Raw genomic sequence first — 15,298 nt, 5'->3', positions numbered from 1 at the left:
TTGAACCAACGACCTTCGGGTTATGAGCCCGACGAGCTACCAGACTGCTCCATCCCGCATCAATAGAATTCGCTGCATACACCAACTTAATCTTCTGGATTCATAAGTTGGTGCGGAAGGGGGGACTTGAACCCCCACGCCCGAAAGCACTACCACCTCAAGGTAGCGTGTCTACCAATTCCACCACCACCGCAGCTGTGACGCATTCTAGTAGCATCGCCACAAAAAAGAAAGGACTAATTCCAATTATTCGCTTGTTTTAGGTGCAGCTGGTGAAGTTTCAGTCGATTGTGCAGGTACAGAACTTGTCGTTTGCACTGACTTTAAGCTATAGGCATCTGTGGTTTGCTTTTTGGCAAACACAGCAAGTGACAAACTGGTGATAAAAAACAAAGCCGTCAACACCGCAGTCAATCGGGTCAAGAAATTACCTGAACCTGATGCACCAAATACAGTTGCAGCACCGCCACCACCAAACGAAGCACCAGCATCTGCACCTTTACCATGCTGGACCAAAATCAGCACGATCATCAACACAGCTAAGATAATATGTACTACCAGCACAAAAGTTTGCATGCTGAACTCCTAATTATTTTGTATTTGCAAATGCTTCGACAATTTTATAAAACGACGTTGCATTTAAAGATGCCCCACCGACGAGTGCACCATTGATATCTGGACAAGCCGCTAACTCTACTGCATTTTCAGCTTTTACACTACCACCATATAAAATGGCCATGTTCGCGCCATGACTGGTAATTTGCGTGAGGCCTTCACGGATTTTCGCATGCATGGTTTGCGCGTCTTCTGGTGAAGCAGTTTTTCCTGTACCAATGGCCCAAATTGGCTCGTAGGCAATCACAATATGAGGCCACTGCTCTGCCTTTACCACACTGGCTAAGTCGCAAATTTGTTGTAAAACCACTACTTCTGCCTGACCAGATTCACGCTGTTCTAAGCTTTCACCGACACAGTAAATGACTTTTAAACCCGCATTTAAGGCATTTTGAGCTTTCGCATTTAAAATTGCTGCGCTTTCAGCAAAATATTCACGACGTTCTGAGTGACCAATTAAAACATATTCAATTTGACTATCTTTAAGCAGCTCTGCACTCACCTCACCGGTATATGCACCCATGTTGCCAAAACGCGAAACATCCTGCGCTACAGTAAAAACTGCACGTGCAGCATTCGCCAATTCAGTCTGCATTGAAGTCAAAGCCAGCGTCACAGGCGCAAGCCCAATGTTACATTTTTCTTCTGCTATTTCATTCTCTTGCAAGAGCTGTTTAAATTCTTGAAGCAATTGCTTGGCATCTGCCTGCATTGGGTTCATCTTCCAATTGCCGACAACCCATGGCTTAATCGTCGAACCTGACATACAGCACCCTATTCAAAACAGTTCATTAAAACGGCCTCATTCTACACGGTATTTATTTTTCAAAGATAGTTTTCTTCTAGAATTTCTTCGGCAATCAAAATAATACGAATGAAAATAAAGACATCTTTTTGTAAAAAAACCGCCTGCTATTACGACCAGTTCATGCTTTTAATCGATATTAAGGTGGTGACAACACTTTCAGATATGGTATTTTTGTGCAACAAAAGTATAATTTTACGATACCAATTATAAACAATTGAGAAGTTAAGGATCTGGGGAATGTCAGTATCAAATGGTTTGCCTAAGTTCACAGGCTTCATTCGACGCTTAGTCGAAGACGGACGCGTGACTGCTGAAAATATGCAGCAGGCAATGCTCTCTGCAAAAAAGGCTCAGCAAGACATCGTCCCTTACCTGATTGAAAATCATAAACTCTCTCCACAAATGATCGCTGAGACGATTTCTTTAGAATTTGGCGAGCCCGTTTTTGACTTAAGTGTCTATGATTCTGTACAAATTCTACGGGATCTGGTCGAAGATAAACTCATCACCAAGCATCGTGTGTTGCCGATTTACCGTCGTGGCAATATCCTCTATATCGCTACCAGCAATCCAACCAACATGGATGCGATGGACGCAATTCGCTTCAATTCTAAAATGAATATTGAAGCAATTATTGTGGAACATCCCCAGCTTGAAAAACTGATCGAACAAAATTTTGCGCAGGCCGATAGCTTTGAATTTTCTGATGAAGATATTGATTTAGACTTAGAACAAGACCCTCAGAACTCCAATGACGAAGAAGACGATTCACCTCAAGGCGATGAAGCACCGATCGTCAAATACATCAATAAATTACTGATCGATGCGATTCGTATGGGCGCATCAGATTTACACTTTGAGCCTTATGAGAAATCTTACCGTGTCCGTTATCGTGTAGATGGGGTTCTGCGTCACATTGCCAGCCCACCACTACAACTGGCGACTCGTCTTGCTTCACGTTTAAAAGTTATGTCACAAATGGACATCTCTGAAAAGCGCGTCCCGCAAGATGGTCGTATTAAATTAAAGCTGTCAAAAAGTAAAGCCATCGACTTCCGTGTCAACTCACTTCCAACCTTATTTGGTGAAAAATTGGTTCTGCGTATTCTCGATCCATCTAGTGCTATGCTAGGGATCGATGCTTTAGGTTATGAACCAGATCAAAAAGACCTGTTTATGCAGGCTTTAGACAAACCGCAAGGCATGTTGTTAATTACTGGCCCGACAGGTTCAGGTAAAACGGTGTCGTTGTATACAGGTTTGAATATTCTAAATAAAGAAGACACTAATATCTCAACAGCGGAAGACCCTGTTGAAATTAACTTAGAAGGTATTAATCAGGTCAATGTAAACAATAAAGTCGGCCTCACCTTTTCTGCTGCACTAAAGTCCTTCTTACGTCAGGACCCTGATATTGTGATGGTCGGTGAGATTCGCGACCTTGAAACGGCTGAAATCGCAATTAAAGCTGCACAGACAGGTCACATGGTCATGTCGACACTCCACACCAATAGTGCACCTGAAACCCTGACACGCTTACGCAATATGGGGGTTCCCTCTTTTAACATTGCAACCTCGGTCAATTTGGTGATTGCACAACGTTTAGCGCGCCGCTTATGTAACCAATGCAAAACCGCTGTTGATATTCCCGAACAAAGCTTGCTCGAAATGGGCTTTACTTCAACAGATATCCAAGATCCAGACTTCAAAGTTTATCAACCGGTGGGGTGTACTGAGTGCCGTGAGGGTTATAAAGGGCGTGTTGGTATTTATGAAGTCATGAAAGTCACGCCAGAAATTTCAAAAATTATTATGGAAGATGGCAATGCGTTGCAGATTGCTGAAGCATCTGCAAAATTAGGATTTAACAATTTACGTCGTTCAGGTTTACTCAAGGTTATGCAGGGGGTCACTTCCTTACAAGAAGTGAATCGTGTAACCAGCGAATAGTTGAAATATTGAAATATTGAAATATTGAAAGAATAAGGATAAATGCATGGCTGTCAAAAAAGCACAGATGATGCCAACCTTCAATTATGAAGGGATTGATCGTAAAGGGGCAAAAATTAAAGGGGAATTGCCTGCACGTAATCTTGCCCTCGCTAAAGTTACTTTGCGCAAACAAGGGATTACCATCAAGAGTATTCGAGAAAAGAAAAAGAATATTCTTGAAGGCATAATGAAGAAAAAAGTGACGACACTGGACATCACGATTTTCACCCGACAGCTCGCAACCATGATGAAAGCGGGTGTACCACTGGTACAAGGTTTCGAAATTGTGGCGGAAGGTTTGGAAAACCCGTCTATGCGTGAAGTTGTCCTCGGCATTAAAGGCGAAGTGGAAGGTGGTAATACCTTTGCTGGAGCACTCAGAAAATATCCGCAATATTTCGACAACTTATTTTGCTCATTGGTTGAATCTGGCGAACAATCGGGTGCACTTGAGACCATGCTGGATCGTGTCGCGGTCTATAAAGAAAAAAGTGAATTACTAAAACAAAAAATTAAGAAAGCCATGAAATATCCAGCAACCGTGGTTGTAGTTGCGGTGATCGTGACTATTATTTTGATGGTCAAAGTTGTCCCTGTGTTCCAAGATTTATTTAGTTCCTTTGGTGCAGACTTACCTGCATTCACCCAAATGGTGGTAAATATGTCTGAATGGGTGCAGAAATACTGGTTCATTTTGATTATTGTCGTTGGTGTGGTAATTACCGCATTACTCGAAACCAAAAAACGCAGTAAAAAGTTTCGTGACATGCTGGATAAAGCCGCACTGAAAGCCCCGATTTTTGGTGATTTAGTCTATAAAGCGATTATCGCGCGCTATAGCCGCACCCTGTCTACCACCTTTGCTGCGGGTGTACCCTTAATTGATGCTCTCGAATCTACCGCGGGTGCAACCAACAATGTGGTCTATGAAGAAGCTGTGATGAAGATCCGTGAAGATGTCGCAACAGGGCAACAACTTCAATTCGCGATGCGTGCCACCAATAAATTTCCATCAATGGCAGTACAAATGGTAGCGATTGGTGAAGAATCTGGTGCGCTCGATGCTATGCTGGATAAAGTTGCAACCCACTATGAAAATGAAGTCGATAATGCTGTGGATGGCTTAACGGCAATGATGGAACCTCTGATCATGGCGGTCTTGGGTGTACTTGTGGGTGGCCTAGTGATTGCCATGTATCTACCAATCTTCCAAATGGGTTCAGTGGTTTAATGCAAGAAATAATTTCCTATCTTATCAATACTCCAATGGCGCTTTATTTCGCCGTTGGAGTTTTTAGTTTGTGCATCGGTAGTTTTCTAAATGTGGTGATCTATCGCACGCCAAAAATGATGGAACAAGAATGGCGCACCGACTGCCAACTTCTGCTTCATCCTGAACAGCCTATTATTGATGAAACGAAACTCTCGTTGAGCAAGCCTGCTTCGACCTGCCCCAAATGCAAAAGTGCCATACGCTGGTATCAAAATGTCCCTGTGATTAGCTGGTTACTGCTACGAGGAAAGTGTGGCACTTGTCATAACCCGATCAGCATTCGCTACCCTGCGATTGAACTCCTGACCGCCATTTGTGCATTGGTCGTGGTTGCAGTCTTTGGTCCAACAGTCCAAATGCTGTTCGGTCTCGTACTCACTTACATTTTAATCACCTTAACTTTTATTGATTTTGACACTCAACTTTTACCTGATCGCTATACCCTCACCCTTGCAGGTCTGGGTTTAGGGGTCAATAGTTATGCGATTTACACCACACCGACAGCGGCCATTTGGGGTTACATCATTGGTTTCTTATGCTTATGGATTGTCTACTTTCTGTTTAAGCTCATCACAGGCAAGGAAGGTATGGGTTATGGTGACTTTAAGTTACTTGCTGCTTTAGGCGCATGGATGGGTCCTTTGCTACTACCACTGATTGTGCTACTTTCTTCTTTCGTAGGCGCCATTATCGGCATCATCCTGCTCAAAGTCCGTAAAGAAAATCAGCCTTTTGCTTTTGGTCCGTATATTGCCATCGCAGGATGGATTGCCTTTTTGTGGGGTGAGCAAATTATGAAAATATACTTAGGCAATTAAAATAATATGTCATTTATTTTAGGTCTGACAGGCGGGATTGGCAGTGGAAAATCTGCCGCAAGCCACTGGTTTGAACAACAAGGCATACAGGTAGTTGATGCTGACGTGGTTGCTCGAGAGATTGTTGCTGTAGGGCAACCCGCACTTCAGCAAATTCGAAGCAGCTTCGGCGAGTGGGCCTTACTGGACAATGGCGAACTGAATCGACGCGCTTTACGTGAACACATTTTTCAGGACCCGTCTGCCCGTAAGCAATTGGAAAAGATCACCCACCCTGCAATTCGTCAGTCCATCATGCAACAATTAAAAGCTGCGACCAGCCCTTATGCGATTTTGGTTTCACCGCTACTTTTTGAAACCAATCAGCATGAACTAACACAACATACACTTCTGATCGATGCTTCAATTGATATCCAGATTCTTCGTGCTTCGCAGCGCGACCATCAAACCATTGAGCAAATTCAAACCATCATTAAAGCGCAAATGTCCCGTGAACAAAAACAAGCGTTGGCCGATGATATTGTGGTAAATGATGGACACTTGGAACACTTATACGCACAGCTCAGACCTTTGCATTTAAAGTATTTGGCCCATTCAGAAGTCTAAAAAAAAGCAGTCAATTATGACTGCTTTTTTTGTTGTGCGAGTTGGGCTTTCAAACTGTCCTGCCGTATCCAACGCCATGGCTGCAAGGCCCCGATCCCCATTCCCAGAAGACCACATAAAATCGCAACACTCAAAGGCTCATTGAGCAAAGGAACCGCAATAATCGCAGCAATAAAAGGCGCCAAAGTCACAATACTGCCTGTTTTAAATGCCCCCAAACGCTTAATCGCTTCCACATAAGTGAGGGTCGCCACGATGACTACGAACACGCCATGAAATACAACCTGAGCAATCAATTGCACAGGTTGCACATGCGCTAGGGTTTTGGGTAGAAATAAAATATAAATCGGCACAAAAATAATCGCAGCCCAAATCGCAACACCTGCCATGGAGTGCCATGCCGACAGTTTCCATTGTCTCAATAAAACGGTAAATATTCCCCACAGCACAGCACTGAGGAAAAACAAGCCATCACCTAAACTAAAAGCAACACCTGTTTCTTGATACATCAGCCCACTCATGGTCGTCAGTGCGAGCAACATAATACTGAGGCTGAGCCAAGTATGCCGGTCAAACGGTTGTCGAAATAGCAGATAAGCTGCAACAGCTGTACAAAGTGGAATGCAGCCATTAAGAAAGATCGCAGCATGTGCCGCAGGCACATAATGAAAAGCGCTATAAGCGGTGATGCAGTAACACACCCCTCCAATCATCGCCAAAATAAAAGGCTCTTTCTTCCACAAAAAGGCGGTATCTTTTTTATAGATCAAGATTGGCATTAAGATGCAAAACGCCAAGAGAAAACGTAAGGCGGTAATATCCCACGCACCAATACCCCAATTGGCACTGAGCCGCGCAGTTAAGGTAAATCCCCCCCAAATACACATGGTGATGGCAATAAATACATAGCCTTGTTTTTGAGGGGTCATCATTGTGTTTACATTGAATCAGGAATTAAAAAATCTTAGACATTACGTTGACGGCATGCTTCATACAAAGCCATACCCGTTGCTACACTGACATTCAAACTTTGTAGATTTCCTGCCATCGGAATATAAACCGTTTGATCGCATTGAGACTGGGTAATTGGACGCAGACCAGTATCTTCAGCACCCATCACCACACATACAGCCGTTCCAGTAAAATCGAACTGTTGTAGCGGCAAAGCTTTTTCATCCAACATGGTACCGACCACACGCACATTAAACTCATCTTTAATTTGCGCTAAAGTCCGAGCCAAATTGGTCACTTGGATAAATTTAACTTTTTCAGCACCACCTGCCGCGACTTTGCGCGCGGTCGGGGTCAAACTTGCAGAACGATCACGAGGCACGATTACAGCTTCGACACCCATTGCAGCCGCGGTACGGATACATGCGCCTAGGTTATGCGGATCGGTGACTTGATCTAAACCCAGCAATAAACAATTTGGCGATTGTTTCAGTAAGGCTTCTAAATCTTTTTCATTGAAAACTGGATTAGGACGGACCGCAGCCACAACCCCTTGGTGAAATGGCAAGCCCGCCATTTTTTCTAATCGATCACGGCCGGTTTTTTGTACGCTAATACCAAACGGTTCAGCCAACTCAAGTACACGCTTTAAACGCTGGTCGTCGCGCCCTTTTAAGGTAAAAAGCGTCAGTACGCGTTCAGGTTCAAGTTCCAACAATGACTCCACCGAATGAACGCCATAGAAATATTCAGGTTTAGCCATGTAGGACCTCTAAAAGATAAATGACCATCGACACGATGTACCAAAAATAAAAATCCTGTAAAGCTGACTTTACAGGATTGCTGTGCAACAGATAGTTTAACCGATTTCGCTTGAAATTACTTGGCGAGTATCAGTTGAAGGCTTAGCCTTCTAAATGGCACACGTAGTCCAACACTTCGTCAGTTTCAATTTTAAAACGACTATTGCCAGGCACATAAAAAGACTGACCTGCGCGGAACAATTCGCTCTCTTCGCTGTCAGCAATTTGTACACGACATTCGCCTGAAATAATTTCCATACGCTCTGCCACATGTGTTTCAAACGTCAAAGCTTGCTCTGTCGGAAGAATAACCCCTAACGTTTTTTTGGTGCCATCTTCAAATTGCACAGTATGACTGATGCATAAACCGCCAAAATAAACATTGGATTTTTTAATGACAGAGACATGGTCGAACTGAGTTGACATGCGTACACTCCAGATAATGCGCATTTATATTCGTATTGATTCGCTAGTTTAAAGATGTGCGATTAACTAATCAATCGATGTTTTATTCCCCTCAATCAATATTTTGTTAAAGTCCGACCATCGTACAATTGCCTCACTTTCTAGCCTATTTTGGCGTGTTTTTTGCCGATGCGATCCGTTCGCTGAGTCGTACTCTTTCTGTATACACCGCATACCCACATGTTTGTGCTGAGTTTGCTATAACAGTCGGATTTAAAAAATCTGCTAGGTCGACTTTCAGATTCACGCTAAAATAAGCCGACTTTGCACAAAACGAATAGCGTTGCCGTCTTGTCGGCTGAATAAAACTTCACTATCTTAAACTAAAACTTTTCGCAGCTCGGATGCGTTTATGCTGACACATTTAACTTTAATTAATTTTGCTTTAGCCGATCACTTAGCACTTGATATCGATCAAGGTTTTAATGTCCTGACTGGGGAAACAGGTGCAGGCAAATCATTATTGCTAGATGCACTGTCCGCCTGTCTGGGAGAACGTACCGACACCAACTATGTCCGTTTCGGTTCAGACAAAGCTGATGTCACGGCTATTTTCAGCTATCAAGAGCACAGCCCTGAAGCCATATGGCTAAAGGCACATGAGTTAGATGATGAGTCAGGAGAAATTCATCTAAGACGGGTTATTTTTGCCACTGGCCGCAGCAAAGCATGGATTAATGGTCGTCCGAGCAGCTTAGCTGAATTGAAAGAAATCGGGCGTTTGCTGGTCCAGCTGTATAGCCAACACAGTCAGCAACAGCTATTAGAACCGCCTTATCCAAGACGCTGGTTAGACCTCTATCATAACTTCTACCCAGAAGCGCAAGCTGTGCGTGAAGCCTATAGCACATGGCAAAAAGACATTCGTCAGCACCAAGCCGCATTGGATGCTCAAGCCACGCGTAAACAACGTATGGATACTTTGAGTTTACAATTAGAAGAACTCGAAGATGTGGTGCAAATCGACTATAAAGAGATTGAACAAGAGTTCGACCGCCTGTCTCATCATGAAAACATTATGCAGGACTGTAGTTATGCTGTTACGGCCTTAGATGATGCTGAACAAAATATTAATCAAGAAATTTCCAGTATTATTCGCCGCTTAGAATCACATGCAGGACGCAGTGAACAGTTGGCTGAGATTCATACTTCTTTGCTGAATGCACAAAGTGAGCTTGACGATGCCACGGCTAATCTCCGTCAGTTTATTGACCGTCAAAGTTATGACCCAGAACGTATGGAAGAGTTGAACACCCAGCTTGAGATGTTCCACCGTTTTGCCCGTAAGTACCGCACGCAGCCAGAACACTTAAAACAAGCACATGAACAATGGCAATCTGAACTGGCACAGCTCCATTTATTAGAAGATCCAGAAACACTAGCTGAGCAAGTTGAAGTCTCGCATCAGGACCTGTTAAATAAAGCCCAGCACCTTGACCAAATTCGTCGCGATGCAGCCGCACCATTGGCGAAACATTTAACCGAACAGGTCAAACAATTGGCTCTGCCTGAAGCGCACTTTGAGTTTAAGTTTGAACCAATGGAGCAGGTTTCTAGTGAAGGTCTAAGTTTTATCCAATTACTGTTCACCGCCAACAAAGGTATCCCACCGCAACCTTTGGCCAAAGTTGCCTCAGGGGGAGAGTTGTCACGTATCGCATTGGTGATGCAAGTGATGAATGCTGAAAAAACCGAAGCTGAAGTTTTAGTCTTCGATGAAATTGACGTCGGTATTAGTGGTGGCACAGCCGAAATTGTCGGTCGTCTCTTGGCCGACTTGGGTTCGCATGTGCAAATTCTGTGTATTACCCACCAAGCTCAAGTTGCAGCACAGTCTGACCAGCACTTGTTGGTGAAAAAACGTCAGACCGATCCTGCCAGTAGCACCATTTTAAACTTAGAAGAAGATGAGCGTATCGATGAGCTCGCACGCATGACAGGCGGCGTTGAAATCAATGACACTACACTACAACATGCCAAGCAATTACGTCAGTTGAAGTTTCAATCCGCCTAATTTATGTAGACTGGATCACAAAAAAAGATTTGGAGAAAGTGCATTAGTCTAGTAACGTGGTAGATAACAACATTTGACTAGAAGCATTTTAATTTCAAGGAGAAGCCTTTAGGTGAGCAAACAATATCTGACGCATCGCTGTCTCATTGCCCCACCCGATATGGCAGATGAAGTCTTTGCCCATACCGTGATTTATTTGGCCCGACACGATGAGGAAGGTGCTCAAGGCATCATCATCAACCGCCCTTCAGGACTTTCAGTCAAAGAACTGCTCAATGATCTTGAAATTGAAGCCGATCACGTCCGACCACACGATGTTCTCCAAGGTGGGCCTTTGCGTCCAGAAGCTGGCTTTGTCTTACATACGGGCCAGCCGACATGGCACTCTTCCATTGCGGTGGGGGAAAATATCTGTATCACCACGTCTAAAGATATTTTAGATGCGATTGCGCATAATGAAGGTGTAGGTCGCTATCAAATTGCTTTGGGCTATACCAGTTGGACCAAAAACCAATTGGAAGATGAGCTGTCTCGTGGTGATTGGCTAGTCTGCGATGCTGATATGGATTTGATTTTTAATATTCCTTATGACGACCGTTGGGACGCAGCCTATAAAAAACTCGGGCTGGACCGAACCTGGTTGTCTTCTGAGATTGGACATGCCTGATTTAAACACGCCCCAAATGATTATGGCATTTGACTTCGGTACACAAAAAATGGGCATGGCAGTCGGTCAAGCACTGATTGAAAGTGCAACGCCTTTGGCTTTGTTTCCAATGAAAGATGGCATCCCCAATTGGGATGAACTGCATAAAATTATTAAGCAATATCAACCCAATATATTTTTAGTCGGTTTACCACTCAATATGGATGATAGTGAGTCGGAATTATCTGCTCGAGCACGTAAGTTCGCACGTCGTTTACGTCATCAAACCAATATTGAAACATGGATGGTGGATGAACGCTTAAGTACTCGTGCAGCCCGTGATGAGCTGAGCCATTACCATGCGCAAGGTCGAGGCAAAAAACTTTCTGCTGATAGCCTTGCCGCAACCTTGTTTATTGAAAGCTGGTATCGCGATCCTGAAGGGCTTACACCTTAAGTAAGACTTTCTTAAAACAGATGACGTGGGTTTTATGACTGGAGTCGGATCTCAACACATCAAATAGCGTTCAAAAAAAAAGCATCCTCATCGGATGCTTTTTTTGAAATGAACAAAGGCCAATTTAGTGCTGTGACTCGGTAATATGTACCGTTACGGTTCTCCCCGCGACAAAGGCCAATTCATTTTTAGGGATATCATCCAGTGCAATTTTCACAGGAACGCGCTGCGCTAAACGTACCCAACTAAAAGTTGGGTTTACATTGGCCAATAAACCTGTACTTGTAGTTCGTTCACGATCTTCAATGCCTGAAGCAATCCCCTGCACATGCCCTTTTAAGATGTTTGAGTCACCCATCAACTGTACAGTCGCAGGCGCACCGAGATAAATTTTATTTAACTTAGTTTCTTCAAAATAACCGACCACATAAAGCTGCGAGCGATCTAATAATGCCGCTACCGCTTGCCCCACTTTGACATAATTCCCTGCTTTCATCTCAAAATTAGACAGTGTGCCATCGGCTGGTGCCACCACTTCGGAACGGTTCAAGTTTAATTCAGCCAAATGTAAATTACTGGTGGCTACATCGATTAACGCCTGTTGCTGCGCAATATTGGCTTTGGCCTGCTGAATCGCCGCTTGCATTTGTTCATGTTCGGCATGTGATTGATCTCGTACGGCAAACATCTGATCTTGTTCTTGCTTTGATATAGCACCATCCATCAAATTGGCATAGCGTTCTGCATTTTTATCAGCCAAGTGACTATTGGCTTGTGATTTGGTCAAATTGGCTTTGCTTTGAAACAGCTCCGCTTCGGCAGCCGCCAAACTGGCTTTGGCTTTAGCCAAGTCTGATTTGGCTTGTTCCACATCAAGCGCCTGACGCGCCACATCAATTTTAAACAGCACCTGCCCTTGTTTGACGCTTTGATTATCATGCACTAAAACTTCAGTGACTAAGCCTGAAACATCGGAAGATACTTGAATCACATCACCACGAATCCGCCCATCACGTGTCCACGGTTCAGCATTGTAATAATGCCAAAGATGCACGAGCACCGCGATCGCGATACCCGCAATCAGCACTAAAGTGATGGGACGGCTCAGTTTACGCCAATCAAAGGATGCCATTTCTTTTACCTCATTCATTTCAATCAGATGTGCGCTTAGGCAAAGCTCACGATAAAACCCCAATGGACCATGCCAAGCACTGTAATGTAGAGGCATAAATAAAAAATACTGGGTAAAAAAATCCAGCCTTTGTCGACCCAAGGATCGGTCACCCGCATGAGTAACCGTAATACGATGTAGGCCAATACCGCCTGAATGACCAAAACTGGCACATACACACCATAGATATTAAGTTCACCCATCGTTATGCTCCCAACAAACGGACTTGAGACATTTCGTCCCATGTCGCATGACAAAGACTGCTTTGAATATTATTCAGTGAAACTTGCAAACGCCGAGCAATGCTTAGATCTTGCAGCTGTATAAGCTCGGCCTGAATGATCTGAATTTTGTCCAAAATGTGTTGTCTGACCTGTAGGTCGCTATGGTCTAATTCTTTAGCGTGGAAATAAGCATCCATTTGGCTTTGTAGTTCTTGTAGATGCAGTGTGATAGAGGACTGCACAGGCATTTTTTCAATCAGTTCTTGCACCCGAGTTAAATCAATCACCGCACTGGATTCAATCAGGGCCAAATTGATTTTTTGCTTCAAGCGATCGGACTGTACTAACTTGGTATTCAGTACGCCTATCCGATCCAACATACTGCGTAAATGCACTCTAAACTCCACCCCATAAGGTAGATAAAGCGCTTGTCGTATCGCTTTATAATGTAAAGACAGGATTCGCTTGGCGGTAATGTCCGGCGACATCGCACGCACCAAGTGAATCACATAGACAGAAATGATAGGGCCAAGCACCGTCCCAATCGATGCATCAAAAAACATCACTTGGTCAAGGTGATAACGGTTTTGCAGGTTTAAGCCCATGACCACCCCCATTATCAAAGGTAGCGCCAAACCTGTGAGTGGTGGGTGTAAAAACAGCATCAGACAGTACATACAAAAAGGGGCCAACACCACAGCCAACATCCAAAAAGCGCTGATGTGCGGAAAGATGCCATAAGCATAAATAAAGACAATAATCGCCGCATACAGACTGGCACGGATAAAGATTTTTAAGGCAGGAACAGGATTGTCCATACTGGTCAAAATACAGGCACAAATAGCGGCCATCTCTGCCATCATAAAACCCGCTTTCCAACCACTGATAATCCAAAAGCCAGTCGCCACAAGCACCACAATAAAAGCTGAAATTCCGCCACGCACGGCTACGCCATGATCTCGATGTAGGTTGGGATAGTTGGTACTAATTGGGGTCACGATTGCGGGTAAGCTGTCATCCCCCTGTTGGATACGCTGCCAAATCAACTTAATGGCGCGTATATTTTGGGTGAAATGACGCACATCCATTTTTAAACTGGCTAACATGACTTGCTGCTGTGGCAAGGCACTGTCAAACACGGCTTGAAAACTTGACTCAAACTGCTCAGGTAGCTGGTTTAAGTCCTGCTCTAAAATGACCTGATCACTTTGTAAAAATTTTACAATCTGTGCATGCGCCTTTTCTAAAGCTGGACGGTAGCGTGAGTCAATGTGATCTAACTGCTGAATTCGCTCGGCCATGGCCACCAAGTTCGTCACCAACATACTGAGTTGATGCAGCATTTCTTGGAGCGGTTTGGTCATGCCCTGCAAGGTCGATTTTTCATAACGCAAGTGCACGGCCATCACATGAATATCGGCAATATCCCGCGTGATATGACTAAGCGTAGTGCTGTAATTAATGGCCTTAACATCATCTGTCAGGATCTGATCAAAAACCGCTCGGGTGTCTTGAAAAGTCTGTGAAACACGGGTTTTGACTACGGGACCAATATGCATGGGAAACAGTACCGCATTCACCACTGCACTACACAGTACTCCCACCGTGATTTCAATACAGCGACCAATCGCCATATCAAACATGGAGGTGGTTTCAATGTTATAGACAATGTTGTAGCAAATAATGACCGTGGTATAGCCCGCCAACATAAAAATATAGCTACGCGGCGTCCGATCCAACAATGAAAAATATAGACAAAACCCGACCCATGTGGCTAAAAATAATGTGAACAATTCAGGAGTGTTGATCAGGTTTGGCGTGACTGCAATCGAAACAATCGCTCCCAGCAACGTTCCCAACACCCGATAAAGACTTTTTGAGGAGGTCATACCCGCATATGGGTTTGCGATGACGAAAACCGTTCCAATCGCCCAAATGGGATAAGCCAAATCTAAAGAAAATGCGACATAAAGTGAAAGCATGCCTGCCAAAAAGGTTTTCGTCGCAAAAATCCAGTCCAATTTATTTGGACGGAATGCGAGTAACTGTTTGGTGAGGAACATAAATTCATCTCTAAATGCGCTGAATGACAACATTTAAACAATTCTTCCACACAGCATTGCTCAGACAAACAGCATCACTTCGTCCTCACCTCATGCGAAGACGGATGAAAAAATGATTCAAATAAATGAAGTCTTTTACTGACATGGTCAAAGACAGCGCCATGTTGAAAGGAAAGAAAATAGCTCAATAAATAACAAAATCATTATTCATTAAAAGACATTTATAATGATAATTTTTCCAAAAATATAGATTTTTGTCAATTAAAATATCTTAATATGATAATTTACATGTTTTCAAGATCATATTTCACCCCTTTTATTGCGTTACAAATGCTGATAAAAGTCCACGAAAGCCATGCGCTCAGAACGAAAGCCATGTCGAGTCTAGGTTT

The 15,298-nt window shown here is 43.7% G+C and carries 15 protein-coding genes and 2 tRNA genes (1 of these 17 cut by a window edge); 7 read left to right on the top strand and 10 right to left on the bottom strand.

The features are described 5' to 3' along the window. From PTT44_RS08785 to tpiA, 4 genes are all read right to left on the bottom strand, one after another. Positions 1-51: transfer RNA gene (locus PTT44_RS08785), tRNA-Met, on the bottom strand; it reaches 114 nt to the left of the window's first position. Between the two features lie 57 nt (positions 52-108). After that, a tRNA-Leu gene (locus PTT44_RS08780) sits at positions 109-193 on the bottom strand. A gap of 53 nt (positions 194-246) precedes the next feature. After that, positions 247-576, bottom strand: coding sequence for a preprotein translocase subunit SecG (gene secG / locus PTT44_RS08775; protein WP_168159357.1), 330 nt, complete (start codon positions 574-576; stop codon positions 247-249). 13 nt (positions 577-589) lie between these two features. Then, a complete protein-coding gene (gene tpiA / locus PTT44_RS08770) occupies positions 590-1,381 on the bottom strand; it encodes a triose-phosphate isomerase (RefSeq protein WP_168159358.1) in 792 nt (263 codons plus the stop codon). A 279-nt stretch (positions 1,382-1,660) separates the two neighbouring features. Here tpiA and pilB point away from each other — a divergent pair, with 279 nt between their 5' ends. Genes pilB through coaE form a run of 4 tightly spaced genes read left to right on the top strand, consistent with a single transcriptional unit; the run spans position 1,661 to position 6,112 of the window. Beyond that, a complete protein-coding gene (gene pilB / locus PTT44_RS08765; RefSeq protein WP_168159359.1) occupies positions 1,661-3,373 on the top strand; it encodes a type IV-A pilus assembly ATPase PilB in 1,713 nt (570 codons plus the stop codon). A gap of 46 nt (positions 3,374-3,419) precedes the next feature. Then, the gene (locus PTT44_RS08760) at positions 3,420-4,646 is read left to right on the top strand and encodes a type II secretion system F family protein (protein WP_168159360.1); all 1,227 of its coding nucleotides are present in this window, start codon (positions 3,420-3,422) and stop codon (positions 4,644-4,646) included. Then, on the top strand, positions 4,646-5,506 hold the full coding sequence (locus tag PTT44_RS08755; RefSeq protein WP_168159361.1) for a prepilin peptidase: 861 nt from the start codon (positions 4,646-4,648) through the stop codon (positions 5,504-5,506). The genes PTT44_RS08760 and PTT44_RS08755 overlap by 1 nt, the downstream gene beginning before the upstream one ends. 6 nt (positions 5,507-5,512) lie before the next feature. After that, a complete protein-coding gene (gene coaE / locus PTT44_RS08750) occupies positions 5,513-6,112 on the top strand; it encodes a dephospho-CoA kinase (protein ID WP_168159362.1) in 600 nt (199 codons plus the stop codon). Between the two features lie 14 nt (positions 6,113-6,126). On the opposite strand, the gene PTT44_RS08745 is transcribed toward coaE, so the two are convergent. The 3 genes from PTT44_RS08745 to ppnP all read right to left on the bottom strand — a co-directional run bounded on the left by PTT44_RS08745 (position 6,127) and on the right by ppnP (position 8,292). Beyond that, positions 6,127-7,044 carry a DMT family transporter gene (locus tag PTT44_RS08745; RefSeq protein ID WP_168159363.1) on the bottom strand — a complete coding sequence of 306 codons (918 nt, stop codon included), beginning with the start codon at positions 7,042-7,044 and terminating at the stop codon, positions 6,127-6,129. A 32-nt stretch (positions 7,045-7,076) separates the two neighbouring features. Beyond that, positions 7,077-7,826, bottom strand: a complete 750-nt coding sequence (gene rlmB / locus PTT44_RS08740; protein WP_168159364.1) for a 23S rRNA (guanosine(2251)-2'-O)-methyltransferase RlmB — start codon at positions 7,824-7,826, stop codon at positions 7,077-7,079. 142 nt (positions 7,827-7,968) lie between these two features. Then, positions 7,969-8,292 carry a pyrimidine/purine nucleoside phosphorylase gene (gene ppnP / locus PTT44_RS08735; RefSeq protein WP_004692718.1) on the bottom strand — a complete coding sequence of 108 codons (324 nt, stop codon included), beginning with the start codon at positions 8,290-8,292 and terminating at the stop codon, positions 7,969-7,971. A gap of 391 nt (positions 8,293-8,683) precedes the next feature. On the opposite strand from ppnP, the gene recN reads away from it, so the two are divergent. From recN to ruvX, 3 genes are all read left to right on the top strand, one after another. Further along, positions 8,684-10,345, top strand: coding sequence for a DNA repair protein RecN (gene recN / locus PTT44_RS08730; protein ID WP_168159365.1), 1,662 nt, complete (start codon positions 8,684-8,686; stop codon positions 10,343-10,345). Between the two features lie 112 nt (positions 10,346-10,457). Further along, positions 10,458-11,012 carry a YqgE/AlgH family protein gene (locus tag PTT44_RS08725; RefSeq protein WP_004692720.1) on the top strand — a complete coding sequence of 185 codons (555 nt, stop codon included), beginning with the start codon at positions 10,458-10,460 and terminating at the stop codon, positions 11,010-11,012. Beyond that, positions 11,005-11,448: a Holliday junction resolvase RuvX gene (gene ruvX, locus PTT44_RS08720; protein WP_273795616.1), complete on the top strand. Its 444-nt coding sequence runs from the start codon at positions 11,005-11,007 to the stop codon at positions 11,446-11,448. The genes PTT44_RS08725 and ruvX overlap by 8 nt, the downstream gene beginning before the upstream one ends. Before the next feature lie 124 nt (positions 11,449-11,572). Here ruvX and PTT44_RS08715 read toward each other — a convergent pair whose 3' ends face one another. Genes PTT44_RS08715 through PTT44_RS08705 form a run of 3 tightly spaced genes read right to left on the bottom strand, consistent with a single transcriptional unit; the run spans position 11,573 to position 14,906 of the window. After that, complete coding sequence (locus PTT44_RS08715; RefSeq protein ID WP_168159366.1) at positions 11,573-12,580, bottom strand: HlyD family secretion protein; 1,008 nt, start codon at positions 12,578-12,580, stop codon at positions 11,573-11,575. A gap of 35 nt (positions 12,581-12,615) precedes the next feature. Further along, positions 12,616-12,822 carry a DUF1656 domain-containing protein gene (locus PTT44_RS08710; protein ID WP_005400946.1) on the bottom strand — a complete coding sequence of 69 codons (207 nt, stop codon included), beginning with the start codon at positions 12,820-12,822 and terminating at the stop codon, positions 12,616-12,618. A gap of 2 nt (positions 12,823-12,824) precedes the next feature. Next, positions 12,825-14,906: an FUSC family protein gene (locus PTT44_RS08705; RefSeq protein WP_168159420.1), complete on the bottom strand. Its 2,082-nt coding sequence runs from the start codon at positions 14,904-14,906 to the stop codon at positions 12,825-12,827. Positions 14,907-15,298: the final 392 nt, after the last annotated feature.

The sequence above is a fragment of the Acinetobacter sp. Gutcm_16 genome, from assembly GCF_028649355.1.
Classification (GTDB): domain Bacteria; phylum Pseudomonadota; class Gammaproteobacteria; order Pseudomonadales; family Moraxellaceae; genus Acinetobacter; species Acinetobacter johnsonii.
The sequence above is the reverse complement of the archived record's forward strand: the minus strand, read 5'-3'. Positions and strand labels throughout refer to the sequence as shown.

Excerpts from the sequence above, each read along its gene's own strand:
- secG (WP_168159357.1), bottom strand. The coding sequence starts at position 576 with ATGCAAACTTTTGTGCTGGTAGTACATATTATCTTAGCTGTGTTGATG.
- tpiA (WP_168159358.1), bottom strand. The coding sequence starts at position 1,381 with ATGTCAGGTTCGACGATTAAGCCATGGGTTGTCGGCAATTGGAAGATG.
- pilB (WP_168159359.1), top strand. The coding sequence starts at position 1,661 with ATGTCAGTATCAAATGGTTTGCCTAAGTTCACAGGCTTCATTCGACGC.
- PTT44_RS08760 (WP_168159360.1), top strand. The coding sequence starts at position 3,420 with ATGGCTGTCAAAAAAGCACAGATGATGCCAACCTTCAATTATGAAGGG.
- PTT44_RS08755 (WP_168159361.1), top strand. The coding sequence starts at position 4,646 with ATGCAAGAAATAATTTCCTATCTTATCAATACTCCAATGGCGCTTTAT.
- coaE (WP_168159362.1), top strand. The coding sequence starts at position 5,513 with ATGTCATTTATTTTAGGTCTGACAGGCGGGATTGGCAGTGGAAAATCT.
- PTT44_RS08745 (WP_168159363.1), bottom strand. The coding sequence starts at position 7,044 with ATGATGACCCCTCAAAAACAAGGCTATGTATTTATTGCCATCACCATG.
- rlmB (WP_168159364.1), bottom strand. The coding sequence starts at position 7,826 with ATGGCTAAACCTGAATATTTCTATGGCGTTCATTCGGTGGAGTCATTG.
- ppnP (WP_004692718.1), bottom strand. The coding sequence starts at position 8,292 with ATGTCAACTCAGTTCGACCATGTCTCTGTCATTAAAAAATCCAATGTT.
- recN (WP_168159365.1), top strand. The coding sequence starts at position 8,684 with ATGCTGACACATTTAACTTTAATTAATTTTGCTTTAGCCGATCACTTA.
- ruvX (WP_273795616.1), top strand. The coding sequence starts at position 11,005 with ATGCCTGATTTAAACACGCCCCAAATGATTATGGCATTTGACTTCGGT.
- PTT44_RS08715 (WP_168159366.1), bottom strand. The coding sequence starts at position 12,580 with ATGGCATCCTTTGATTGGCGTAAACTGAGCCGTCCCATCACTTTAGTG.
- PTT44_RS08710 (WP_005400946.1), bottom strand. The coding sequence starts at position 12,822 with ATGGGTGAACTTAATATCTATGGTGTGTATGTGCCAGTTTTGGTCATT.
- PTT44_RS08705 (WP_168159420.1), bottom strand. The coding sequence starts at position 14,906 with ATGTTCCTCACCAAACAGTTACTCGCATTCCGTCCAAATAAATTGGAC.